This window comes from Microbacterium gilvum, from assembly GCF_039543865.1.
Classification (GTDB): domain Bacteria; phylum Actinomycetota; class Actinomycetes; order Actinomycetales; family Microbacteriaceae; genus Microbacterium; species Microbacterium gilvum.
Genome location: NZ_BAABKO010000002.1, coordinates 567,098 through 590,492, shown reverse-complemented (window position 1 = coordinate 590,492; position 23,395 = coordinate 567,098). Strand labels below are relative to the sequence as shown.

The following is a 23,395-nucleotide window of genomic DNA, read 5'->3' as shown; positions in this document are numbered from 1 at the left end:
CCTACCGGGGGCCCGATCAGTGGCCGAAGACGCGCTCCGCGGGGCTCGACCCGATCGCCACGGGCCGTCCGGCGCTCTGCGTCCACTGGCTCCACGAGCCGACGAACACCTGCGCCTCGACCCCCGCCACGGCGAGGGCGAGGGCGCTGTGCGCGGCGGCGATGCCGGAGGCGCAGTAGAGCGCGATGTCTGTTCCCGGCGTCGCGCCGACGCGTGCGAAGGCGAGGAGGATCTCGTCGGCGGAGCGCAGCCGCCCGTCGGCGAGGATGTGCGTCACGGTCGGCACGTTCACGGCGCCGGGGATGTGCCCCGCGGTCGGGTCGTAGCCCGTCGCGGTGCCGCGATAGCGCTCGGGAGTGCGGACGTCGACGAGCACGCCGTGCGACGGGAACGCCGCGACCTCCTCGATCGAGAGGTCGCCGCGACCGGGATCGTCCAGCACGACGTCACCGGGCTGGGGCGCCACGTCGCCCGAGGCGAGAGGGAGGCCCGCGGCGATCCAGGCGCGCAGGCCGCCGTCGAGCACGCGCACGTCGACGCCTGTACGGCGCAGCAGCAGCCATGCGCGCGCGGCCGCCACCGAGTCGTTGTCGTCGTACACGACGACGAGGTCGCCCCGGTTCACGCCCCATCGCGTCGCCGCGCGCTGCAGGTCGGCGTGAAGCGGCAGCGGATGACGACCGGCTTCCGGATGGCCGCGCCGGGCGAGCTCCGACTCGAGGTCGACGTACACCGCGCCGGGCAGATGGCCCGCGACGTACTCGGGCCGGCCCTCCGGCAGGTCGAGCCGCCATCGCACGTCGAGAAGGGTCACGGGGCGCCCCGCCGAGAGGCGCGCGTGCAGGTCTTCCACGGTGAGGAGCGGGGACATCCCCCCATCCTGCGCAATCCCTATCGCGGGAGTAGGGATTGTGACGCAATGCGTCTCATGACGGTCCGAGTCGCCGCGTGACGACCGGCGTTGCGCACGCCGGCGACGACCGCGACAGTGGTCGGCACCCCACCGCACGCCAGGAGGACCCCCATGCCCGATCAGGTGCACGTCGCCGTCGCCCTCGAGGGTGCGGGATGGCATCCGGCCGCGTGGCGCGACGATGCCGCCCGCCCCCGAGATCTCGTCTCGCCCGCCTACTGGCGCGACCTGCTGCGCACGGCAGACGATGCCGGCGTCCTGCTCGCGACGATCGAGGACGCGCTGTCGTTCACCGGCCGGTTCGAGCAGGAGCCGCAGCCGGGGCGCGCCCGGGGGCGTCTCGACGCCGTGCTCATCGCGTCGTTCGCGGGCCCTCTGACGCGGCGCATCGGCCTCGTGCCGACCGTGACGACGACGCACACCGAGCCGTTCCACGTCGCCACGGGCACGCAGACGCTCGACTTCGCGAGCCGCGGACGCGCGGGCGTCCGGCTCGTCGCGGGCGCCTCTCCCGCCGAGGCGGCGAACTTCGGCCGCGGGCGCACCGTCCTGTCCTCCCTGCCCGCCTCCGGTCGCGTGGAGGACTCCCCCGAGGCGCTCGCCGCCTTCCGCGAGGCCGACGAGTTCGCCGAGGTGCTGGAGCGGCTGTGGGACTCGTGGCAGGACGACGCCATCATCCGCGACATCGAGAGCGGCCGCTTCGTCGACGCCGACCGCATCCATCCCGCGTCCTTCGAGGGCGAGTTCGTCTCCGTCGCGGGGGCGTCCATCGTACCGCGGTCGCCGCAGGGCCGCCCCGTCGTGACGGCGCTCGCACATCAGACGGTCCCGTTCCGGTTCGCGGCGGCACGCGCCGACATCGTCTTCACGACGCCCGCGACCGCTGACGGGCTGGGCGCCATCCGCGCCGAGCTCGACGCCGCGGGCGGCGTCCCGCGCGTCTTCGCCGACCTCCTCGTCCTCGTCGAGGACACCCGTGCCGCGGCGCGCGACGCGCTTGCGCGGCTCGACGACCTCGCAGGGGAGCCGCTCGCCTCGGACGCCCGCATCGTGGCAGGCACGGCCGACGACATCGTGGACGAGATCCGCGCCCTCGCCGTCGCCGGGGCCGACGGCGTCCGCCTGCGCCCGGCCCGGCTGCCCCGCGACCTCCACCGGATCGCCGACGACGTGGTCCCGCGGCTGCGCTCAGCGGGGGCGCTCGCCGACGACGACGGATCGGCCGTCACGCTGCGCGATCGGCTCGGGCTCCCGCGCCCCGCGGATCGCCGCGTCCGAGCGGAGGAGGCCGCATGACCGTCCGGCAGATCCACCTGGCGGCGCATTTCCCCGGGGTCAACAACACCACGGTGTGGACCGATCCCTCCGCCGGCAGCCAGATCGACTTCTCGTCGTTCGAGCACTTCGCGCGGACCGCCGAGCGCGGATTCTTCGACTACGTGCTCCTCGCCGAGGGGCTGCGCCTGCGCGAGCACCGCGGCCGCATCCACGAGCGCGACGTGCTCGGCCGCCCGAACACGCTCGCGGTGCTCGCGGCGCTGGCCGGCATCACGGAGCACGTCGGACTCGTCGGCACGCTGTCGACGACCTTCAACGAGCCCTACGAGCTCGCCCGGCAGCTCGCGACGCTCGACCACCTGTCGGCCGGCCGCGCCGGCTGGAACGCCGTGACGAGCTCGGACGCCTTCCACGGTGCGAACTTCCGCCGCGGCGGCTACCTCGCGCACGCCGACCGCTACGAGCGCGCCAAGGAGTTCGCCGCCCTCGCCAAGCGGCTGTGGGACTCCTGGCCCGAGGAGGGCCCCGTCGCCGATGCCGGGACGGGCGTCTTCCTCCCGGACGGAGCGCCCGCCCGCGTGCGCCATGCCGGCGCGCAGTTCGATGTCGACGCCGTCTTCGACGTGCCGCGGTCCCCGCAGGGCCGTCCCGTCATCGTGCAGGCCGGCGACTCGCCCGACGGCCGCGACTTCGGCGCGGAGCACGCGGAGGTGATCTTCTCGCTGCACACGGAGTTCGCCGCGGCGCAGGACTTCTACCGCGACGTCAAGGGCCGACTCGCCGCGTGGGGACGCGAGGAGGAGTCGCTCAAGATCCTGCCCGCGGCGACGTTCGCGATCGGCGACACGGACGACGAGGCCCGCGAGCGCTCGCGCGAGATCGCGCTGCAGCAGGTGCGCCCCGAGACGGCGCTCACCTACATCGAGCAGATCTGGAACCGGGACCTCTCGGGCTACGACCCGGAGGGACCGCTCCCCGACATCGAGCCCGACGCCGGCTCCGAATCGGCGCAGGGCTTCGCGAACCGCCACGCGGCCATCCGCGCGCGCATCGCGAAGCTGCGCGAGACCGCGGCGGCGGAGGGCCTGTCGATCCGCGAGACGGTCATCCGCCTCACGGCGCAGCACACGTTCGTCGGAACGCCCTCCCGCATCGCGGCGGAGATCGACCGGTACGTGCAGGAGCGCGCGACCGACGGCTTCACGATCGTCGGCCATCTCACGCCGCACGGCCTCGACGAGTTCGCCGAGCGCGTCGTGCCGCTGCTGCAGGAGCGCGGCTCGTACCGCGCGGGGTACGAAGACGGTGCGACCCTGCGCGACCTGCTCGGGCTGCCGGCCCCCGTCCCCGCCCTCGCGGGGGCCCGGTGACGCGCCTCGTCCTCGCGGGCGGCGGGCCTCGGGCTGTCATGCTCCTCGAGCGCCTGCTCGCGCGGCTCGAGGGGTCGACTCACCCGGATGCCCCGATCGAGATCGTCCTCGTCGACCCGCACCCGGTCGGCGCCGGGCGCATCTGGCGGCGTGCGCAGTCGCCGCTCCTCAAGCTCAACTCGATGGCGCGCGACGTCACGGTGTTCACCGACTCCTCGTGCACGATCGAGGGCCCCGTCCGCCCGGGACCGTCGCTCATCGGATGGCTCGAGCGCTGGCGGGAGGGCGACCTGCCCGACGTCGAGATCGACGAGTCCGTGCGGGACGAGGCCCTCACGCTGGCAGGCGACGGCTTCCCGACCCGGCGGCTGCACAGCCACTACCTCGACTGGTTCGCGCGCACCACGATCGCCTCGGCCCCCGCCGGCGTCTCGATCACGGTGGAGCGCGCCGTCGTCGCCGGGGTGCGCGAGGCGGGCGACGGGCGAGTCGTCGCCCTGTCCGACGGGCGCGAGCTCGACGCCGACGTCGTCGTGTACGCGCTCGGGCACAGCAGCCGACGACCGGATGCCCCCTCCCGCGCGCTCGCGGACGCCGCGTCCGCGCACGGACTCGTGTACGTGCCGCCCGCCTTCACGGCCGACGCCGACCTGTCGGCCCTCACCCCGGGTGCCGACGTCATCGTGCGCGGGATGGGGCTCGCCGCCGTCGACCTCGTCGTGCTCCTCACCCAGGGGCGGGGCGGGCGGTTCTCGGATGGCCCGGACGGGCTCGTCTACGCCCCGTCCGGCCGCGAGCCGCGTCTTCACCTCGGGTCGCGGCGCGGCGTGCCGTACCGGTCGAAGGTCTCCTCCGCCATCCGCGGAGAGACGCCGGTCCGCGAGGTGCTCACGCCGCGCGCGATCGCCGAGCTCGTCGCGCGACCGGAGCCCCTCGACTTCGAGCGCGACGCGTGGCCGCTCATCGCGGCGGAGCTGCTGCACGGCCACTACCGCGAGCTGTTCACGGGGCACCCCGAGCGGGTCGCCGGCACGTGGCCGGCTTTCCGGTCGGTGCTGCGGGCGCACCGCTGGGACGACCCCGCGCTGCGCGACCGCATCGCCGAGGTCGTCCCCGATCCGCGCGACCGCTTCGACGTGCAGAGCCTCGACACCCCGCTGGCCGGAGAGGACTTCGCTTCGGCGGACGCCGTGCACGAGCGCCTCCTCGCGCACATCCGCGACGACCTCGATGCGCGCACCTCGCCCGACCGGAGCGCATCGCAGGGTGTCTGGCTCGCCGTACTGCTGTCGTTCATGGCCCTCGCCGAGGTGCCGGCAGAGCGGTGGAACGCCCGCTCGCGCGCCGTGTCGCTGCCGACGCGCTGGCACACGTTCTTCAGCTACGTCGCGAGCGGCCCTCCCGCGCACCGGCTTGACGAGCTGCTCGCGCTCGCGGATGCCGGGATCGTGCGCTTCCTCGGGCCCGAGATCGATGTGCGCGTCGACGCGGAACGCGGGTTCGTCGCGTCGAGCCGCCGTGTGCCGGGCGATGTCGCGGCGCGCTCCCTCGTCGACGCCTGGCTGCCCGCGGCGAGCGCGGCCGACAGCGACGACGCCGCCCTGCGCGAGCTCGCACACGTGCACGGCACTGAACTGTCGGTGACGGACGGGGAGTACACGGGCGCTCTGGGTCGCATCGTCGTCGACGCCGACGGGCGCGTCGTGCGCGGCGACGGCTCGACGCACGAGACGCTCTTCGGCATCGGACCGTTCACCTCGGCGCCCGAGGGCGGGGCCTTCACGCGCCCGGAGGCCGACTCGCTCTCATTGCGGCAGACCGACCGCGTGGCCGGTGCCGTCGCGTCCGCGGTCGCCGCCGCGCGGCATCGGGACACGGCCGTCGCGCGGGTGTGACGCCGCGTGACCGCGTGCGACCAGCGGTGACGCTCGCGGTCTCCCCGCGCGACGGCGCTTCCTAGATTCGGGGCACAGCCGACGCCGCACGCGCCGGCCCCGACCAAGGGAGCGGACATGGCCATCCCCCGGCTCATCGGCATCGACCTCTCGGGCGAGGGCGCCCATCCGGCGGCGTGGCGCGCCGCGCGCCACGAACCGGCCGCCGCGCTCGCGCCGGCACGGCTGCGCGCCCGGCTGCAGGCGGTGGAGCGCGCGGGCTACGCCTTCGCGGTGCTGCCCGACGGACCGGGCGACCCCGCGCCGGGCGTGCAGGCGCGGCTCGACGCGATCGAGCTCGCCGCGTTCGCGGGCGCCGTCACCTCCCGCATCGGCCTCGTGCCCGTCGCGGGCATCCGGCACGCGGAGCCGTTCCACCTCGCGAACCAGCTGTCGAGCCTCGACCTCGGCTCGCACGGCCGGGCAGGATGGATCGCCCGCGTCGTCGACGACGACGCCCTCTCCGGCGCATACGGCAGGGCGCGCGCGACGTCCGACGACGCGCTCGTCGGGGAGGCCGCCGATGTCATCCGGGCGGTGCGCCTGCTCTGGGACACCTGGGAGGACGACGCCCTGGTCGCCGACATCGCGCAGCAGCGGTTCGTCGACGTCGACCGCTGGCACCACGCCGACTTCGTCGGCGAGACCTTCTCCGTCCGCGGCCCCGGGCTGCTCCCGCGACCGCCCCAGGGCCAGCTCGTCGTCTGGGCCGACGAGCACGCGCTCTCCCCGCGCCTTGCTCCGCTCGTCGACGTCGCGGTCGTGCACGGCGTCGACGCCGATGCGATCGCGCGAGCCGCCGATGCGGCCCGCGACCGCGGCATCCCCCGCGTCGTCGCCGCCGTGGAGGTGCTCGTCGACACCCGGCTCGCATCGGCTGCCGCTCGGCTGCACGCGCTCGACGCCCGCGCCGTGTGGCGCGCGGGCCGGGACGCGCGGCTCCTCGGGACGCCGTCCGAGGTCGCATCGGGGCTGGCGGACGTCCTCCGCCACGTCGACGGCGTGCTCGCGCGGCCCGCCGTCATCGACGAGGACGCGGCCGCGATCGCGGGGGAGGTGAGGGAGATCCTCTCCGAGACGGTGCCGCTGCGCATCCCCCTCTCGGGCGAGACGCTCCGAGAGGCCTTGGGGCTCGAGCGCCCTGCGAACGCCTTCGCGGTGCGCGGGGACGCGCATCCGGCTCCGGCCGTCCTGTCGACCGCGGGGAGCCCCGCATGAGCGCCCGCGAGTACCCGCGCCCCGACGCGCGGCTGCACCTCAACGTCTTCCAGCCGTTCGGGCCCGTCTACGACTGGTCGCGCACGCCGGATCCGCTCGACTTCTACGCGTTCGAATCGTATGTCGAGCTCGTCCGCGATGCCGAGCGCGGGCTCTTCACGGCTCTGTTCCTCGGGGAGAGCCTGCGCCTGCGCGAGCACCTCGGCCGGCTCAACGACATCGCCGTCACGGGGCGCCCCGATGCGCTCGTGCTGTTCGCGCACCTCGCGGCGCACACGAGCCGGATCGGCCTCGTCGCGACGCTCAACACCACCTACACGGATCCCGTCGACCTCGCGCGGCGCATCGCGACGGTGGACCTCCTGAGCGAGGGGCGGGCGGGGTGGAACATCGTCACCACCGACAACGGGTGGACGGGTGAGAACTTCCGCCGCGGGGGGTTCCTCGCCAACAGCGAGCGCTACCGCTACGCGGAGGAGCACGTGAGCGCCGTGCAGGCGGTGTGGGAGGGGTTCCCGCGCGACGCGGCGGAGCACACGCGTGCGGCCGACGGGTGGGCGCGCGAGGGGAGCATCCTCCCCGTCGTGCGCGACGGCGATCGGATCCGCGCGCGGATCGTCCCGCAGGTGCCGCCGAGCCCGCAGGGGCAGCCGGTGTACTTCCAGGCGGGCGACTCCGACGAGGGGCGCGACTTCGCCGCACGGTGGGCCGAGGGCGTCTTCACCCATCACGTGGGCTTCGACGAGGCCGTGGCGTTCACGGCGGACATGCGTCGTCGCGCCCGCCGTGCCGGGCGCCCCGGCGACGACCTGAAGATCTTCCCCGGCGCGCAGATCGTCGTCGCCCGCACCCGGAGCGAGGCGGAAGAGCGCGCCCGATTCGTCCAGGAGCTCGGCCTGAGCGATCGGCGCGTCCGCCAGGCGGTCGAGGAGGTGTGGCAGGTCGACCTCTCCGACCTCGACCTCGACGGCCCGCTGCCGGCGGACGACCCGTCGGGAGTGCGCCAGAGCCGCTCGCACGGCATCGTGCACACGGGGAACGAGCCCGACGTCAGGGCACGCGCATGGCGGGCGCTCGCCGAGGAGCGCGGCTTCACCGTGCGGCAGCTCGTGCACCATCTGTCCGCTCAGCGCCGGTTCGTGGGCACTCCCGGCGAGGTCGCAGACGAGCTCGCGCACCTGGTGCGCTCCGACGCGTTCGACGGGTTGAACGTCTCACCCGACGCGTTCCCCGACGGCCTGCGCGACATCGTGGATCTGCTCGTCCCCGAGCTGCAGGAGCGCGGGGTGTATCCCGCGGCGTACGAGGGACGCACGCTGCGCGATCATCTCGGGCTGCCGGAGAGCACGGCGCTCCGACGCGTCTCGGCCCGCGTCGTGTGACGTCGCGTGTCGGCGAGTGTCGGCCCGTTGCCGTCCGTGAAGGGCGGTGACGGGGCGGCGGCGCCCCTCCACCGCCCCGGTGCGACGCTGGCCGTTCCGGACCGCCCCCACCCGCTCCGAGAGGACCCCCGTGCTCCGCTATGTGCTCACGCGCCTTCTGCAGGCCTTCGGCGTGCTCTGGGCCGCCTACACGGTCTCGTTCCTCGTGCTGTACGCCCTGCCGTCCGATCCCATCCGGCTCCTCGCCGGCAGCGAGGCCACCGACGTCACGGGCGAGCAGCTCGACGCGCTCCGCGCCGAGCACGGGTTCGACCAGCCGCTCATCGTGCAGTACCTGACCCAGCTGTGGCGCGTCTTGCGCGGCGACCTGGGGTCATCGCTGCAGTCGGGACGCCCCGTCGCCGACATCGTCGGGGAGGCCGTCGGGCCGACCGTGCAGATCGCGCTGGCCGGTCTCGTTCTCGCCGTCCTCCTCGGCGGCGCACTCGCCGTGTGGGCGACCTTCACACGCAGCCGCCGCCTGGCGGCGTTCCTCCTCGGTCTGCCCCCGCTCGGCGTGGCCGTGCCGGGCTTCTGGTTCGGGCTCCTCCTCATCCAGTGGCTCGCGTTCGGCCTGCACCTCTTCCCCGCCGTCGGCGACTCCGGTCCCCTGTCGCTCGTCCTCCCCGCGCTCACCCTCGCGCTGCCCACCGGCGCGACGATCGCGCAGCTGCTCGCCAGGAGTCTCGAGCAGACGCTCGACGAGCCCTACATCGACACCGCCCGTGCGAAGGGGGCGGGGCGCGCACGGGTCCACCTCGCCCACGCGCTGCGCAACGCCGCGCTCCCCGCGCTCACGATGACGGGCCTCGTCGTCGGGCAGCTGCTCTCGGGCACCGTCGTCACCGAGACCGTGTTCTCGCGTCCCGGTATCGGCCGCGTCACCGCCTCCGCCGTGCAGACGCAGGACATCGCCGTCGTGCAGGGCGTCGTCCTGTTCGCCGCCGCCGTGTTCGTGATCGTCAACCTCGTCGTCGATCTCGTCTACCCCCTCCTCGACCCCCGGATCGTGCTCGCCGGCGGCGCGCCCGCGCCCGACGAGGAGCACGCCGAGGATGCCGACGACGCCCTCGACCCGATCGGAGCGAAGCCGTGACCGACACCCCCACCCTGCTGCCCGACGCCCCCGCCGGGCGATCCGGAGGCTTCGCCGGCACGGCCGCCGACCGCTTCGACGACGCCGTGCAGGAGCGCTCCGGCCGCCGCGGACTGCCGTCCGCGCTCGCCGCCCTGCGCCGCCCCGCCGTCGTGCTCTCGGTGCTGTGGCTCCTCGTGCTCGCCGTCGCCGCGGTCGCCCCGTCCGTCATCGCCCCCGGAGACCCGTTCGCCGGCGTGCCGGCCGACAAGCTGCAGGCGCCGTCCGCCGTGCACTGGTTCGGCACAGATCAAATCGGCCGGGACCTCTTCACACGGGTGGTCCACGGCACCTCCCTCACCCTCTCGGCGGCGATCCTCGCCGTCCTCGTGGGCATCGTCGCGGGCTCCGCGCTCGGGCTCCTCGCGGGATTCGCCGGCGGACGCGTCGACGCGCTCGTCATGCGCGCCGCCGACGTGCTGCTCGCGATCCCCGGTCTCCTCCTCTCCCTCGCGATCATCACGGCCCTCGGGTTCGGCACCGTGAACGTCGCGATCGCCGTCGGCGCCGCGAGCATCGCCTCGGTCGCCCGCATCATGCGCTCGGAGGTGCTGCGCGTGCGCAGCTCGCCCTACGTCGAGGCGGCCCGCGCGTCCGGCAACCGCGAGCTGCGTGTGCTCTGGCGCCACGTGCTGCCCAACTCCGCCGGACCCGTCATCGTGCTCGCCGTCCTGGAGCTGGGAGGGGCCATCCTCGCCGTCTCCGCTCTGAGCTTCCTCGGGTACGGCGCGGCGCCGCCCGCGGCCGAGTGGGGGTCGCTCGTCTCCGGGGGCCGCGACTATCTGAGGAACGCGTGGTGGCTGACCACGCTGCCCGGCATCGCGATCATCCTCACGGTGCTCGCCACGGGGCGAGTCTCGCGCGCCCTCGACACCCGAGGGGGCCGCCGATGAGCGCCGAGCACGTGCTGAGCGTCGAGGACCTCGCCGTCCGCTACCGCACCCGCCGAGGGGCCGTCGACGCCGTGCGCGGCGTCAGCCTGAACGTAGCCTCCGGCGAGACCGTGGCGCTCGTCGGAGAGTCCGGGTCGGGCAAGTCGACGACCGCCCATGCCGTCGTGCGCCTGCTGCCGCCTGCCGCGCAGATCGTCGCAGGGCGCGTGATCGTCGGGGGCGCCGATCTCGTCCGAGCGGGTGAGCGCGACCTGCGCCGGCTGCGCGGCCGGGCCGTCGGCCTCGTTCCGCAGGACCCGACCGTGAGCCTCAACCCCGTGACCCGCATCGGCGACCAGGTGGCCGAGGTGCTGCGCATCCACCGGTTCGCGGCGCCCGCCGACGCGCACCGGCTCGCCGTGGACGCGCTCGGCGCCGCGGGGGTGCCGCAGCCCGCCGTGCGGGCTCGCCAGTACCCGCACGAGCTGTCCGGCGGGATGCGGCAGCGCGTGCTGATCGCGATCGCGACGATCGCGAAACCCGCCCTCCTGATCGCGGACGAGCCGACGAGCGCCCTGGACGTCACGGTGCAGCGGCGCATCCTGGACCAGCTCGACGCCCTGCGCGCGGAGCGGGGCACGAGCATCCTCCTCATCACCCACGACCTCGGCGTCGCGGGCGACCGCGCCGATCGCATCGTCGTCATGCGCGGAGGACGCGTGGTCGAGGAGGGCACGCCGGACGCCGTGCTCGGCGCGCCGTCGGACCCCTACACGCAGGAGCTCATCGCAGCGGCGCCGAGCCTCGGGGCGCGCGGGGTGTACATCGACGCGCGCCGCACCGCCGAGCGCCCCACCGGCGCCGCGGAGCCCGTGCTCTCGGTCGCGGGGCTCGTGAAGGACTTCGCGCTGCCCGGCGGACGGCGGCAGCGCGCGGTCGACGACGTGTCGTTCTCGCTCGGCCGCGCCCGCACGCTCGCCGTGGTCGGGGAGTCGGGTTCGGGCAAGACCACGACGGCGCGTCTCGCCCTGCGGCTCGTCGACCCGACCGAGGGCTCCGTCGCCCTGGACGGCGAGGACCTGACCTCCGCGAGCGGCGCGCGCCTGCGGGAGCTCCGCCGTCGCGTGCAGCTCGTCCAGCAGAACCCGTACGCGGCGCTCAACCCGCGGCTGAGCGTCGAAGAGCTCGTCGCCGATCCGCTGCACGCCCTCGGGATCGGCTCGCGCGCGCAGCGGCGACGACGCGTCGAGGAGCTCGTCGACCTCGTCGCGCTCCCCTCCGGCCTCCTCGCCCGTCGACCGGCCGAGCTCTCCGGGGGACAGCGCCAGCGCGTCGCGATCGCCCGTGCGCTCGCGCCCGCACCCGAGGTCGTCGTCCTCGACGAGCCCGTGTCCGCGCTCGACGTGTCGGTGCAGCACCAGATCCTCACGCTGCTGTCGGACCTCCAGCGCGAGCTCGGGCTGAGCTACCTGTTCATCTCGCACGACCTCGCCGTCGTCCGCCGCATCGCCCACGAGGTCGTCGTCATGCGACGCGGGCGCATCGTCGAGTCCGGCGCGATCGACGACGTCTTCGACCGGCCGGGGCACGCGTACACGCGCGCCCTGCTCGACGCCATCCCCGGCAGACGCGCAGCCGCGCCGTCCGCTCCGACCCGATAGAGGAACCACCATGCCGACCCGATCCCTGCTCCCCACCGCGACCGTGCTCGTCACCGCATCGCTCCTGCTCGCCGGTTGCGCGGGCTCGACCGATCCCGCCGCCGAGACGGCGGGCTCGAGCGGCCCCGTGGACGGCGGCGGGCTCGCCTTCGCGATCGCGAACGACCCCATCTCGCTCAACCCCTCCGGCACGGGGTCGGGCAACGACACCCTGTACGTGACACGCCAGCTCGTCGACTCCCTGCTCTACCAGAACCCCGACACGCTCGAGCTGGAGCCCTGGCTCGCGACGGGCTACGAGGCGAACGGCGACGCGACGGCGTTCACCTTCACCCTGCGCGACGACGTCACCTTCTCCGACGGCAGCCCGTTCACGGCGGAGGACGTCAAGGGCACCTTCGACGACATCGTCGCGGCAGGCGCGTCGAGCCAGGCGGTCTCCTCGTTCGTCGGGTACGACGAGACGGTCGTCGTCGACGAGCACACCGTCGAGGTGCGCTTCACCACTCCCAACGCCGCATTCCCGAACGCGACGGCGTCGGTCGGCCTCGGCATCGTCGGAGCCGCGACTCGAGAGGTGCCCTACGACGAGCGCGGCGACGGCTCGGCGCTCGTGGGGACGGGCCCGTTCACGCTGGAGGACTACACGAAGGACGTCGAGACGGTGCTCACAGCGCGCGACGACTACACGTGGGCGCCCGACGCCCTCGGCAACGCGGGCGCGGCGCACCTCGACTCGGTCACGTTCCGCGTCGTGCCCGAGGCCAGCGTGCGCACGGGCGGGCTCGAGTCGGGTGAGTTCGACGTCATCGGCGGCGTGCAGCCGAACGACGTCTCGATCGTGGAGGGCGCGGGGCTGCCGCTCGTGTCGCGGGCCAACCCCGGTGTCACCTTCGGCCTGTCGTTCAACCTGGCGCATCCCGTCGTTGCCGACATCGCCGTCCGGGAGGCCGTCGCCTCCGCGGTCGACGCCGAGACGGTGCGCGACACGTCTCTCAACGACCTGTTCGCCGTCGCGACGAGCGCGCTCGCGACGAACACTCCCTCGTTCGCCGACCAGAGCGCGTACTTCTCCTACGACCCCGAGCACGCCGAAGAGCTGCTCGAGGACGCGGGGTGGGAGGAGGGCTCCGACGGCATCCGCGAGAAGGACGGCGAGCGCCTCTCGCTCGATCTCGTGTGGATCACCAACTTCGGCCCGAACCAGACGTCCCTCGAGCTCATCCAGCAGCAGCTCAAGGAGGTCGGCATCGAGGTCGAGCTGTCGGGCAGCACCGTGCCCGACTTCGTCGCCCGACAGGACGCCGGCGATTTCGACATCGCCTGGGGCAACTCGTCCCGCGCCGACGGCGACATCCTGCGCACCTCGTTCTCCGCCGCGACCACGCGCTTCGCCGTCGACGACCCCGAGCTCGAGGACCTCCTCCAGGCACAGCTCGCCGCGGCCGACGCCGCGACGCGCGACGACCTGCTCGCCCAGGCCCAGGAGCGGATCGCGAGCCAGTACTACCAGGTGCCGGTGCACGAGCTCACGTCGATCCTCGGCACGCAGGATGCCGTCCACGGGCTGTCGCTGGGCGCCGACTCCCGTCTGGACTCGCTCGTGGCCGTGTGGAAGGACGCCGAGTGACGACCATCCCGGCCGCCGGGTTCATCCTCGCGGGAAGCCATCCCGCCGGCGACCCGGCCAGCGGCCTGGAGGAGACCCTGCGCCTGTTCGCGCTCGGGGAGGAGCTCGGCTACGACGTCGCCGGCATCCGCCAGCGGCACCTCGAACGCGGCGTCTCGGCGGCGCTGCCGTTCCTTGCGTCGGCGACGCAGCGCACCCGCTCGATCGCTCTCGAGACCGACGTCGTCCCGCTCGGATACGAGAACCCGTTCCGCCTCGCCGAGGACTTCGCCACCGTCGACGCGCTGTCGGGCGGGCGCGTGAACGTCGGGGTGAGCTCGTCGGCGCCGCACGCGGCGCTGCTGGCGGGCCTCTCGCGCCCCGACCTCGATCCCGCGACCGACCCCTACGTCCTCATCGCGCGCTTCCTCGAGGCCCTCGCGGGGCGCGTGCTCGCGGACGAGCCCATCCGCACCCCCTACGGAGAGCAGGAGCCGCGCATCGAGCCGCATGTCCCGGGGCTCCGGGAGCGCGTGTGGATCGGCGGCGGCTCCCTCCGATCCGTGCGATGGGCCGCCGAGCGCGGCCTCCACCTCCTGCTCGGGAACGTCGGCGACGGCGACGCGGCCGACACGTTCGAGGAGGCGCAGGCCATCCACATCGGCGTCTACCGCGGCGAGTCGTCGGACGCCGGGGCGCGCGTCGGCGTCGAACGCGTGATCATCCCCACCGACTCCGCGACGGCGGCGCAGCGCGCGCACTACGCCGAGTACGCCGCGGCCCGGGCGGAGCGCACGCGGCGGCCGGTCGACCTGGGCGGACGCCGAGTGGTGTTCCAGCGCGATCTCCACGGGACGTCCGACGAGATCGTCGAGCGGCTCGCGGCCGACCCGACGTTCGACGGACGCACCGAGCTGCGGGTCGCGCTGCCCTACGCGTTCGCCGAGGAGGACTACCGCCAGATCCTCTCCGACATCCGGCACGCGGTGCTCCCGCGACTGGGATGGGCCCCCTCGGCCGCCTGATCGGAGGCCGATGACGCCGTACGGCGTCATCGGCCTTCTGGTTCCGTCGCCATGTCGGATACCGTCGAGGGATGGCCATCCGGGGGAACGACGTCGCCGACGCGAGCGCGTCGCTCGGTCGTCAGACGACGGAGCTCCTCCAGCAGCTCATCCGCAATGCCGCCGTCAACGACGGCAGCCCCGACTCCGGTCACGAGATCCGCCAGGTGCGGACCCTGCAGGCCTTCTTCGAGGGCTCGGGGCTCGAGGGCGTCGTCGTCGAGCCGCACCCCGGGCGCGGCAACCTCGTCATCCGCATCCCCGGGACCGATCCGCACGCGCCGTCGCTCGCGCTCCTCGGCCACACCGACGTCGTGCCCGTGGAGCCCGCAGGCTGGGAGCGCGACCCGTTCGGCGCCGAGATCGTCGACGACGTGCTGTGGGGCCGCGGTGCCATCGACATGCTCGACCTGACGGCCGCGTACGCCGTCGTCACGCGGCAGATCGCGCGCAGCGGCTTCCGCCCGCGCGGCGACCTCGTCTTCGCGGCCGTGGCCGACGAGGAGAACGGCGGGCACTACGGTGCCGGATGGCTCACGGAGCACCGCCTCGAGCTCATCGACGCCGACTACGTCCTCACCGAATCGGGCGGCGCCCCTGCGGGCAGCCGGCCGGCGATCGGCGTCATGATCGGCGAGAAGGGCCAGGCGCCCCGCACGCTGCGCGTGACGGGCGTCCCCGGCCACGGTTCGGCGCCCTGGGGCTCGCGCAACGCCGCCGTCATCGCGGCGGAGGCGATCTCGCGCATCTCGCGCTTCCGCACCCCCACCGTCATCACGCCGCAGTGGCACGCGTACGCCGCGGCGCTCGAGCTCGGCGCCGACGTCACCGCGGCGCTGCAGAGCCCGGAGCGGCTGTACGAGGGGCTCCCCGCGACGGGCCGCCTGCAGGGCTTCGCGCACGCGTCGACCCACACGACCATCTCGCCCAACGTCGTCCACGCGGGCGAGAAGCACAACGTCATCCCGGGCGAGGCGACGATCCGGCTCGACATCCGCGTGCTGCCCGACGTCGACGCCGCCGAGATCGAGGGATACATCCGCGAGGCGCTCGGCGACCTGCTCGAGCACATCCGCATCGAGGGCGACCTCATCGTGCCCTCGACCGTGTCGCCCGTCGAGACGCCGCTGTTCGACGTGCTCCGCTCCGCCGTGCGCCGCGCGCGGCCCGCCGCCGAGCTGCTCCCCATGCTCGCCGCCGGCGGGACCGACGGCCGCTTCTACCGCGCCCGCGGCATCCCCGCCTACGGCTTCGGCGTGCTGAGCGACCGCTGGGACTACGGCACGTTCCGCACCCTCTTCCACGGCCACAACGAGCGCATCGACCTCGACTCGATCGCGCTCACGGCCGACGCGCTCGACTTCACCGTGCGCGAGTTCCTCGGCCGCGACCACGGCGTGCGTCTCCCGCGCTGACCGGCGGAGGGCGCTCTGGCATCGTCCCGTGCACAGGCGGTCCGAGCCTGGCTGCCGTCCACGGAGCGAGCGCCTGCGCCATCCGGCGACCGCACGCTCTGGCATCGTCGACCCCGACGGCGCACACTGGAGGGCATGGAGATGACCGAACCGCAGGTATGGGTGTTCATGGGGCTGTTCGCGACGTTCGCGTTCACGACCCTCGGCATCATCTCCTCGAGCTTCACGCGCACGCTGCGCGCCGAGATCGGCCGGGTGGAGTCGTCCGTCGACGCCGTCCGCTCGGAGCTGCGCACCGAGATCGGCTCGGTCCGCTCGGAGCTCCGAACCGAGATCGGCTCGGTGCGCACCGAGCTCGGCGGGCTGCGCACGGAGATGAACGCCCGCTTCGACGCCGTCGGCACGCGCATCGACCACCTCGACCGCGACGTCGCGGCGCTCACGCGCCGGGTCATGGGCGAGTAGGCGCCGCCGCTCTCCTCGCGACGGCGCGCCGCCGGTTAGGGTGGATGGTCGCCCACCGGCCGGTCGGGCGCGTCGCCATCCAGGAGAACCCGCATCGTGCACCACTTCACCGACCGACTGCGCGTCACCGCGCGGCGCGCAGGAGGCGCGCTCGTCGCGACCGCGATCGCCGTCGCGGCCGTCGTGGGCGGCGCATCCGCCGCCTCGGCCGCCGACGAGGGCGAGACCTACGTCATCGGCACCGACACGACCTTCGCCCCGTTCGAGTTCACGAACGCCGACGGCGACCTCGTCGGCATCGACATGGACCTCCTCCGTGCGATCGCCGAGGACCAGGGCTTCCAGGTCGAGATCCGCCAGCTCGGCTTCGACGCGGCCCTGCAGGCACTCCAGGCCGATCAGGTCGACGGGGTCATCGCGGGCATGTCGATCACCGACGAGCGCCGCGAGGTCTTCGACTTCAGCGATCCGTACTTCACCTCGGGCATCCAGCTCGGCGTGCTCGAGAACAGCGCCATCCAGTCGCTCGACGACCTCGACGGCCAGACCGTCGCGGTCAAGACGGGCACCCAGGGGCAGACGTTCGCCGAGGAGAACAAGGACGCGTACGGCTTCACCGTCACCCCCTACTCCGACACGACCGACATGGTCGACGCCGTCAAGGCGAACCAGGCGGTCGGGTACTTCGAGGACTTCCCCGTGCTCGCCTACGGCATCCAGCAGGGGTCGGGCTTCCGCCTCGTGGGCGATCCCGAGCTCGGCGGCGAGTACGGATTCGCCGTCAACAAGGGCGAGAACGCCGAGCTGCTGGCGATGTTCGACGAGGGCCTCGCGAACCTGCAGGCCTCCGGCGAGTACGACGAGATCGTCGACCGCTACCTGAGCGCCGACGACGCCGCGGCCGCCCCCGCCGACATCGTCTCGGTCGCGATCGAGTACTGGCCCGCGCTCATGCAGGGTCTGTGGCTGACGATCCTCTCGACGCTCGTCGCGCTCGTCGCATCGTTCGTCCTCGGCATCGTGTTCGGCTTCGGACGGCTGGCGCGCTTCTTCCTGTTCCGGTGGATCGCCACGGCGTACGTGTACGTCTTCCGCGGCACGCCCATCCTCGTGCAAGCGTTCTTCGTGTTCTTCGCCGTCCCTCAGCTCTTCCCCGGCCTGCAGTTCAATCCGTTCGTCGCGGGCGCCATCACGCTGTCGCTCAACACGGGCGCGTACATGACCGAGATCATCCGCGGCGGCATCCAGGCCGTCGACCCCGGTCAGGCCGAGGCGTCGCGCTCACTGGGCCTCGGCCACTGGAGGACGATGCGCAAGGTCGTGCTGCCGCAGGCGTTCCGCATCATGATCCCGTCGTTCGTCAACCAGGGCATCATCACCCTGAAGGACACGTCGCTCATCAGCGTCATCGGCCTGGCGGAGCTGACGTTCCAGTCGCGTCAGATCATCGCCTCGACGTACCTGTCGGCGCAGGTGCTCACGATCGTCGCCGTCATCTACTTCGTCGTCATCACGTTGCTGACGCTGCTCGCGAACCGCCTGGAGAGGACCTTCACCGCATGAGCAAGATCGAGGTCCGCGACCTGCACAAGTCGTTCGGCCACAACGAGGTGCTCAAGGGCATCGACCTCGCCGTCGGCGAGGGCGAGGTCGTCGCCGTCATCGGCCCGTCGGGGTCGGGCAAGTCGACCCTGCTGCGCTGCCTCAACAAGCTCGAGGAGCCGACGTCGGGCCAGGTGATCGTCGACGGCGTCGACCTCACCGACCGCAGCGTGAGGCTCGACGAGGTGCGCCAGCGCATCGGCATGGTGTTCCAGCACTTCAACCTCTTCCCTCACATGACGGTGCTCGAGAACATCACGCTCGCGCCCGTCGAGCTGGGGCGGATGACGAAGGCGCAGGCGAAGGAGCGCGCGCTCGCGCTGCTCGACCGCGTCGGCCTCGCCGAGAAGGCCGACGCGAAGCCGGCCTCGCTCTCGGGCGGCCAGAAGCAGCGCGTCGCGATCGCGCGCGCCCTCGCGATGGATCCCGAGATCATGCTGTTCGACGAGGCGACGAGCGCCCTCGACCCCGAGATGGTGGGCGAGGTGCTGCAGGTGATCCGCGACCTGGCAGCCGGCGGGATGACCATGGTGCTCGTCACGCACGAGATGGGCTTCGCGCGCGAGGTCTCCTCGCGCACGGTGTTCATGGACGGCGGCGTCGTCGTCGAGTCGGCGCCGCCCGCCGAGCTGTTCGGGGCGCCGAAGAACGCGCGCCTGCAGGACTTCCTCTCGAAGGTCCTCTGACCGACCCCGTCGCGCCCCTTCCCGCCGTTACGGCGTGTGAAGGGGCGTGACCGCGTTTGACGCTCCCCGGCGGCGACCCCCGCTGCACGGGGGAGCCTGGTCCCGGCGACGCCCGTCGCCGGACAGGAGCACCGTCATGACGCAACGCATCCGCCTCGGGGTAGCCCTCGACGGCGCCGGCTGGCACCCCTCCGCGTGGCGCGAGCCCTCGGCCCGCCCTGCGGAGCTGTTCGAGCCCGGCTACTGGGTCGAGCAGGCGCAGCTCGCCGAGGCGGCGCTGCTCGACTACCTCACGATCGACGACAGCCTGTCCCTCCAGTCGAGCCTGCCGTTCGAGCCGGATGGCCGCGCCGACGAGGTGCGCGGACGCCTCGACGCCGTGCTGGTCGCCTCCCGCATCGCGCCCGTCACGACGCGCGTCGGGATCGTGCCGGTCGCGACCGTGACGCACACCGAGCCGTTCCACGTGTCGAAGGCCATCGCCACGCTCGACTTCGTGAGCGAAGGGCGCGCCGGCTGGCAGCCGCGCACCTCGCCCCGACGCGACGAGGCCGGCCACGTCGGCCGCCGCGAGGTCGGCATCGACCGCGTCGACGAGACGACGGCCGCCGCGATCGACGACCTCTTCGCCGAGGCCGCCGACGCCGTGGAGGTCGCACGGCGCCTCTGGGACAGCTGGGAGGACGACGCCGAGATCCGCGACGTCGCGACGGACCGCTTCCTCGACGCCGAGAAGGTGCACCGCATCGACTTCGAGGGGCGCTGGTTCTCCGTGCGCGGGCCGGCCATCGTGCCGAGGCCCCCGCAGGGTCAGCCCGTCGTCGCGGCGCTCGCGCATGCCCCCGTCGCCTACCGGTTCGCGGCGGCCGGCGCCGACGTCGTGTTCACGACCCCGCACGACGACGCCGCGGCCGTGCTCTCCGAGGTGCGCGACGCCGAGCGCGCCATCGGCCGCTCCGGCGACCCGTTGCGCGTGCACGCCGACCTCGTCGTGCTGCTCGACGGCGCAGACGAGAGCGCCGCCGACCGCCTCGCCCGGCTCGACGCGCTCGGCCGTCCGCTCGCCTCCGACGCACGGGTCGTCGCGGGCTCCGCGGCCGCCGTCGCCGACGCGATCGAGGAGCTCGGCGCTTCCGGCTTCGACGGCGTGCGCCTGCGCCCCGCCGTGACGACGGACGACCTCCCCCGCATCGCCGCCGACCTCGTCCCCGAGCTGCAGCGGCGCGGCCTCTTCCATCACGTCTACGAGACCGAGACCCTGCGCGGGCACCTGGGCCTCGCCACCGACGTCCCGAACCGCTACGCGCGCAACCGATCCACGGCCGCCTGAACAGGAGCATCCGATGCCACGCAAGCAGATCATCCTCGCCGCGTACGTCGGCGGCGTCAACGAGCACACCCTCTGGGAGCACCCCGACGCGGGCAGCCAGATCGCGTTCTCGACGTTCCGGCAGGTCGCGCAGACCGCCGAGCGCGGCCGCTTCGACTACTTCTTCCTCGCCGAGGGGCTCGCCCTGCGCGAGCGCGCGGGGCGCGTCTTCGACCACGACGTGGCGGGCCGCCCCGACACGCTGCCCGTGCTCGCAGCCCTCGCGGCCGTGACGGAGCACATCGGCCTCGTCGGCACGATCAACGCCACCTTCAACGAGCCCTACGAGCTCGCCCGGCAGCTGCTGTCGCTCGACCACCTCTCGGGCGGCCGTGCGGGGTGGAACGTCGTGACGAGCTTCGACGCGTTCACGGGCGCGAACTTCCGGCGCGGCGGCTTCCTGCCGCGCGAGCAGCGCTACGAGCGTGCGGAGGAGTTCGTGAACGCCGTGCGGGCCCTGTGGGACTCCTGGCCGGACGACGCCATCGCCGCCGACAAGGAGTCGGGGGTCTTCCTCGCGGACGCGGAGGCCGGAGCCTTCCGACGGGAAGGCCGCCAGTTCGACATCTCCGGGCGGTTCACGGTGCCGCGCAGCCCGCAGGGCCGGCCCGTCATCGTGCAGGCGGGGGTCTCGCCGCAGGGGCGCGACTTCGCCGCCGCCAACGCCGACGTCATCTTCTCCCCGTACCACCGCCTCGCCGAGGCGCAGGCGTTCTACACCGACGTGAAGGCACGCGCGGCCGCCGCAGGGCGCGACCCCGGCAGCCTCAAGATCCTCCCGAGCGTCGGGTACGTCATCGGCGACACCGAGGCGGAGGCGCGCGACAAGGCGCAGTGGGTCCTCGAGCAGCAGCTCTCGGACAAGGCCATCCGCGTGCGCTTCGAGCAGCTGTGGAACCTCGACTTGTCGGGCTACGACCTCGACGGCCCGCTGCCCGACATCGACCCCGACCCGGACGCGGCGCCGATCATCCAGGGGCGTGCGTTCACCTACCAGGACCGCTTCGAGACGGTGCGCGGATGGCGCGCGCTGGCCGAGGAGCGCGGTCTCACGTTCCGCCAGGTCGCGCACGAGACGATCGGGCGCAGCGACCTCATCGGCACCGCAGCGCAGGTCGCCGACCAGCTCGACGCGTTCGTGCAGCAGGACGGAGCCGACGGCGTCGTGCTCGGCGGGCACGTCACCCCGGGCGGCATCGACCAGTTCGTCGACGAGGTCGTGCCGCTGCTCCAGGAGCGCGGATCGCTGCGCACCGACTACGAGGGCTCGACCCTCCGCGACAACCTCGGTCTGCCCGTGCCCGCGCGCGACGCCGGCCTCATCCCCGCCGTCTGAGAGAAGGACACCATGACCGCAGCAGTGAACGCCACGCTCGACCGCGCACAGTACGGGCGCGACTGGGAGGAGTGGCACCGCGCGCACGAGGAGCGCCGCGCCGACCCCCTCGGGTTCCTCGCCATCACGGGCCTGCACTGGCTCTCGGCAGAGCCGGTCGACCTCCCGGACGCCCCCGGACGCTGGACGACGGGCGCCGACGGCCCCGTCGTCCAGCTCGACGCGGGTGAGGAGCTGCGCCTCGGCGGCGAGACGATCACCGGACGCCACGCGTTCGGCCCCCTCGCCGAGCGCGGAGGCCTCACGCTCGCGTTCCGGGACGGCGAGGTCGAGGGGGCGATCGAGGTCGCGCGCCGCGGCGGCTTCGACATCGTCCGCCCCCGCCGCGCCGACCATCCCTTCCTCGCCGCGTACGCGGGCACGCCGACGTACGTGCCGAACGCGCGGTGGCGCGCCGCCGCGCGGTACATCCCGTTCGACGCGCCCGTTCCGACCGAGGTCGGCTCGGCGGTCGACGGCCTGCTCCACGTCTACGACGCCCCCGGCCGGATCGAGTTCGACCTGCAGGGCGAGACGTTCTCGCTCACGGTGTTCCCCGGTCACGCGCCCGGCACGCTCACGGTGCTCTTCACGGATGCCACGAGCGGTCTCACGACGTACGCCGCGAACCGCACGCTGACCGTGCCCGCGCCCGACGAGGACGGCGCGACCGTCATCGACTTCAACCGCGCCGTCAACCTGCCGTGCGCGTACACCGACTTCGCCACGTGCCCGCTGCCGCCCGCAGGAAACCGGCTCCCCGTCGGCATCGAGGCCGGGGAGAAGACGCCACTCGCACGCGTGCAGGCGGACGCCGCCGTGGCGGTGCCGGCGTGAGGTTCCAGCTGCTCGACATCGTCCCGTACCGCCCCGATCCGATCACGGGACGCCAGGTGCCGCCGTCGGAGCGGCTCGAGCAGACGCTCCGGCAGGCGGTCCGCGCCGAGGAGCTCGGCTTCGACGCCGTCGCGATCGGCGAGCGCCACGCCGGCCCGTTCCTGTCGTCCTCGCCCTCCGTCCTGCTCGCCGCCGTCGCGGCGCGCACCACAGCGATCCGCCTCAACACGGGAGTCACCGTGCTGTCGCTCCTCGACCCCGTGCGTGCCGCCGAGGACTATGCGACGATCGACCAGCTCTCGGGCGGGCGGCTCGAGCTGACGATCGGCAAGGGCAACGAGGTCGCGCAGTACCCTCTGTTCGGGCTCGACATCGACGACCAGTGGGATCTGCTGGCGGAGAAGTACGCGCAGCTGCGCGCGCTGTGGTCGTCGGAGGACGTCTCGTGGCCGGCGGGGCCGTTCACGCGGGAGCTCGTGGGGGTCACGACGCAGCCGCGCCCGTTCGCGGGCGTTCCCCGCGTCTGGCACGGCTCGGCGACGACACTCGCGTCGGCCGCCCTCGCCGCGCGGCACGGCGATCCGCTCTTCAGCGCCAACGCCATCCAGCCGCTCGAGAACTACGGCGTGCTCGTCGACCACTATCGCGCCGAGTACGCGCGTCACGGCCATCCTGAGGGTCTCGACTACACGGCCGCGGGCGCGGGGGCGCTGTTCATCGCCGACACGGCCGAGGAGGCCGTGCGCGACTACGGCCCCACCTACGATGCGATCGTGGCGGCCACGAACGTGCCGGGGAACAACACGCCGTTCCGCGACATCCGGCATGCCGTCGCCGAGGGCCCCGCGCTCGTCGGCACGGCCGAGCAGGTGATCGAGAAGATCATCCGCTTCCACGACAGGCTCGGGCATGCGCTGCAGTCGGTGAGCCTGCCCACGACCGTCCCGTTCGAGCGGCAGCTCGAGATCCTCGAGCGCTTCGCGACGGAGGTGGCGCCCGTTCTGCGACGCCGGCTGCCGACGACGCTCTGGACGGACGCAGACCCGGTGGGGAACCGGAGGGCGGACGCCGCGCTCGCGCGCTGACCGCCCGAAGCGGCCCGGAGTGAGGAGACTCCGGGCCGCTTCGTCGTGTGGGACGGGTGGAGCGGGGTTCCGGTCGGGCCCGTGGG

Annotated in this window: 19 protein-coding genes; 18 read left to right on the top strand and 1 reads right to left on the bottom strand. The window is 73.5% G+C overall.

Annotation, left to right across the window (positions count from 1 at the left end; genetic code table 11):
- Positions 1-16 precede the first annotated feature (16 nt).
- Positions 17-871, bottom strand: coding sequence for a sulfurtransferase (locus ABD998_RS08565; protein WP_345438033.1), 855 nt, complete (start codon positions 869-871; stop codon positions 17-19).
- A gap of 153 nt (positions 872-1,024) precedes the next feature.
- On the opposite strand from ABD998_RS08565, the gene ABD998_RS08560 reads away from it, so the two are divergent.
- The 18 genes from ABD998_RS08560 (at position 1,025) to ABD998_RS08475 (ending at position 23,309) form a co-directional block, all read left to right on the top strand.
- On the top strand, positions 1,025-2,209 hold the full coding sequence (locus tag ABD998_RS08560; RefSeq protein ID WP_345438030.1) for an LLM class flavin-dependent oxidoreductase: 1,185 nt from the start codon (positions 1,025-1,027) through the stop codon (positions 2,207-2,209).
- Positions 2,206-3,561 (top strand): NtaA/DmoA family FMN-dependent monooxygenase, encoded by a 1,356-nt coding sequence (locus ABD998_RS08555; protein ID WP_345438028.1) that lies wholly within the window; start codon positions 2,206-2,208, stop codon positions 3,559-3,561. Before ABD998_RS08560 ends, ABD998_RS08555 begins: the two co-directional genes overlap by 4 nt.
- Positions 3,558-5,456 carry an FAD/NAD(P)-binding protein gene (locus ABD998_RS08550; RefSeq protein WP_345438026.1) on the top strand — a complete coding sequence of 633 codons (1,899 nt, stop codon included), beginning with the start codon at positions 3,558-3,560 and terminating at the stop codon, positions 5,454-5,456. The genes ABD998_RS08555 and ABD998_RS08550 overlap by 4 nt, the downstream gene beginning before the upstream one ends.
- A 117-nt stretch (positions 5,457-5,573) precedes the next feature.
- Positions 5,574-6,713, top strand: a complete 1,140-nt coding sequence (locus ABD998_RS08545; protein WP_345438024.1) for an LLM class oxidoreductase — start codon at positions 5,574-5,576, stop codon at positions 6,711-6,713.
- A complete protein-coding gene (locus ABD998_RS08540; RefSeq protein ID WP_345438022.1) occupies positions 6,710-8,095 on the top strand; it encodes an NtaA/DmoA family FMN-dependent monooxygenase in 1,386 nt (461 codons plus the stop codon). The genes ABD998_RS08545 and ABD998_RS08540 overlap by 4 nt, the downstream gene beginning before the upstream one ends.
- 130 nt (positions 8,096-8,225) lie before the next feature.
- A complete protein-coding gene (locus ABD998_RS08535; RefSeq protein ID WP_345438020.1) occupies positions 8,226-9,230 on the top strand; it encodes an ABC transporter permease in 1,005 nt (334 codons plus the stop codon).
- Positions 9,227-10,162 (top strand): ABC transporter permease, encoded by a 936-nt coding sequence (locus ABD998_RS08530; RefSeq protein ID WP_345438018.1) that lies wholly within the window; start codon positions 9,227-9,229, stop codon positions 10,160-10,162. Before ABD998_RS08535 ends, ABD998_RS08530 begins: the two co-directional genes overlap by 4 nt.
- Complete coding sequence (locus tag ABD998_RS08525; RefSeq protein ID WP_345438016.1) at positions 10,159-11,802, top strand: ABC transporter ATP-binding protein; 1,644 nt, start codon at positions 10,159-10,161, stop codon at positions 11,800-11,802. The genes ABD998_RS08530 and ABD998_RS08525 overlap by 4 nt, the downstream gene beginning before the upstream one ends.
- 10 nt (positions 11,803-11,812) lie before the next feature.
- The gene (locus ABD998_RS08520) at positions 11,813-13,432 is read left to right on the top strand and encodes an ABC transporter substrate-binding protein (RefSeq protein WP_345438014.1); all 1,620 of its coding nucleotides are present in this window, start codon (positions 11,813-11,815) and stop codon (positions 13,430-13,432) included.
- Entirely contained in the window at positions 13,429-14,436 is a 1,008-nt protein-coding gene (locus tag ABD998_RS08515; RefSeq protein ID WP_345438011.1) for an LLM class flavin-dependent oxidoreductase, read from the top strand. Before ABD998_RS08520 ends, ABD998_RS08515 begins: the two co-directional genes overlap by 4 nt.
- A gap of 71 nt (positions 14,437-14,507) precedes the next feature.
- Positions 14,508-15,890, top strand: coding sequence for a M20/M25/M40 family metallo-hydrolase (locus tag ABD998_RS08510; RefSeq protein ID WP_345438009.1), 1,383 nt, complete (start codon positions 14,508-14,510; stop codon positions 15,888-15,890).
- A gap of 135 nt (positions 15,891-16,025) precedes the next feature.
- Positions 16,026-16,355 (top strand): hypothetical protein, encoded by a 330-nt coding sequence (locus ABD998_RS08505; RefSeq protein WP_345438007.1) that lies wholly within the window; start codon positions 16,026-16,028, stop codon positions 16,353-16,355.
- A gap of 96 nt (positions 16,356-16,451) precedes the next feature.
- Positions 16,452-17,918, top strand: a complete 1,467-nt coding sequence (locus ABD998_RS08500) for an amino acid ABC transporter substrate-binding protein/permease (protein ID WP_345438005.1) — start codon at positions 16,452-16,454, stop codon at positions 17,916-17,918.
- Positions 17,915-18,643 carry an amino acid ABC transporter ATP-binding protein gene (locus ABD998_RS08495; protein ID WP_345438003.1) on the top strand — a complete coding sequence of 243 codons (729 nt, stop codon included), beginning with the start codon at positions 17,915-17,917 and terminating at the stop codon, positions 18,641-18,643. The genes ABD998_RS08500 and ABD998_RS08495 overlap by 4 nt, the downstream gene beginning before the upstream one ends.
- A 136-nt stretch (positions 18,644-18,779) precedes the next feature.
- Positions 18,780-19,973, top strand: a complete 1,194-nt coding sequence (locus ABD998_RS08490; RefSeq protein WP_345438001.1) for an LLM class flavin-dependent oxidoreductase — start codon at positions 18,780-18,782, stop codon at positions 19,971-19,973.
- Positions 19,974-19,986: 13 nt separating this feature from the next.
- Positions 19,987-21,348, top strand: a complete 1,362-nt coding sequence (locus ABD998_RS08485; RefSeq protein ID WP_345437999.1) for an NtaA/DmoA family FMN-dependent monooxygenase — start codon at positions 19,987-19,989, stop codon at positions 21,346-21,348.
- 12 nt (positions 21,349-21,360) lie between these two features.
- Positions 21,361-22,224, top strand: a complete 864-nt coding sequence (locus ABD998_RS08480) for a DUF1684 domain-containing protein (protein WP_345437997.1) — start codon at positions 21,361-21,363, stop codon at positions 22,222-22,224.
- Positions 22,221-23,309 carry an LLM class flavin-dependent oxidoreductase gene (locus ABD998_RS08475; protein ID WP_345437995.1) on the top strand — a complete coding sequence of 363 codons (1,089 nt, stop codon included), beginning with the start codon at positions 22,221-22,223 and terminating at the stop codon, positions 23,307-23,309. Before ABD998_RS08480 ends, ABD998_RS08475 begins: the two co-directional genes overlap by 4 nt.
- Positions 23,310-23,395 lie beyond the last annotated feature (86 nt).

Excerpts from the sequence above, each read along its gene's own strand:
- ABD998_RS08565 (WP_345438033.1), bottom strand. The coding sequence starts at position 871 with ATGTCCCCGCTCCTCACCGTGGAAGACCTGCACGCGCGCCTCTCGGCG.
- ABD998_RS08560 (WP_345438030.1), top strand. The coding sequence starts at position 1,025 with ATGCCCGATCAGGTGCACGTCGCCGTCGCCCTCGAGGGTGCGGGATGG.
- ABD998_RS08555 (WP_345438028.1), top strand. The coding sequence starts at position 2,206 with ATGACCGTCCGGCAGATCCACCTGGCGGCGCATTTCCCCGGGGTCAAC.
- ABD998_RS08545 (WP_345438024.1), top strand. The coding sequence starts at position 5,574 with ATGGCCATCCCCCGGCTCATCGGCATCGACCTCTCGGGCGAGGGCGCC.
- ABD998_RS08540 (WP_345438022.1), top strand. The coding sequence starts at position 6,710 with ATGAGCGCCCGCGAGTACCCGCGCCCCGACGCGCGGCTGCACCTCAAC.
- ABD998_RS08525 (WP_345438016.1), top strand. The coding sequence starts at position 10,159 with ATGAGCGCCGAGCACGTGCTGAGCGTCGAGGACCTCGCCGTCCGCTAC.
- ABD998_RS08520 (WP_345438014.1), top strand. The coding sequence starts at position 11,813 with ATGCCGACCCGATCCCTGCTCCCCACCGCGACCGTGCTCGTCACCGCA.
- ABD998_RS08510 (WP_345438009.1), top strand. The coding sequence starts at position 14,508 with ATGGCCATCCGGGGGAACGACGTCGCCGACGCGAGCGCGTCGCTCGGT.
- ABD998_RS08505 (WP_345438007.1), top strand. The coding sequence starts at position 16,026 with ATGGAGATGACCGAACCGCAGGTATGGGTGTTCATGGGGCTGTTCGCG.
- ABD998_RS08495 (WP_345438003.1), top strand. The coding sequence starts at position 17,915 with ATGAGCAAGATCGAGGTCCGCGACCTGCACAAGTCGTTCGGCCACAAC.
- ABD998_RS08490 (WP_345438001.1), top strand. The coding sequence starts at position 18,780 with ATGACGCAACGCATCCGCCTCGGGGTAGCCCTCGACGGCGCCGGCTGG.
- ABD998_RS08485 (WP_345437999.1), top strand. The coding sequence starts at position 19,987 with ATGCCACGCAAGCAGATCATCCTCGCCGCGTACGTCGGCGGCGTCAAC.
- ABD998_RS08480 (WP_345437997.1), top strand. The coding sequence starts at position 21,361 with ATGACCGCAGCAGTGAACGCCACGCTCGACCGCGCACAGTACGGGCGC.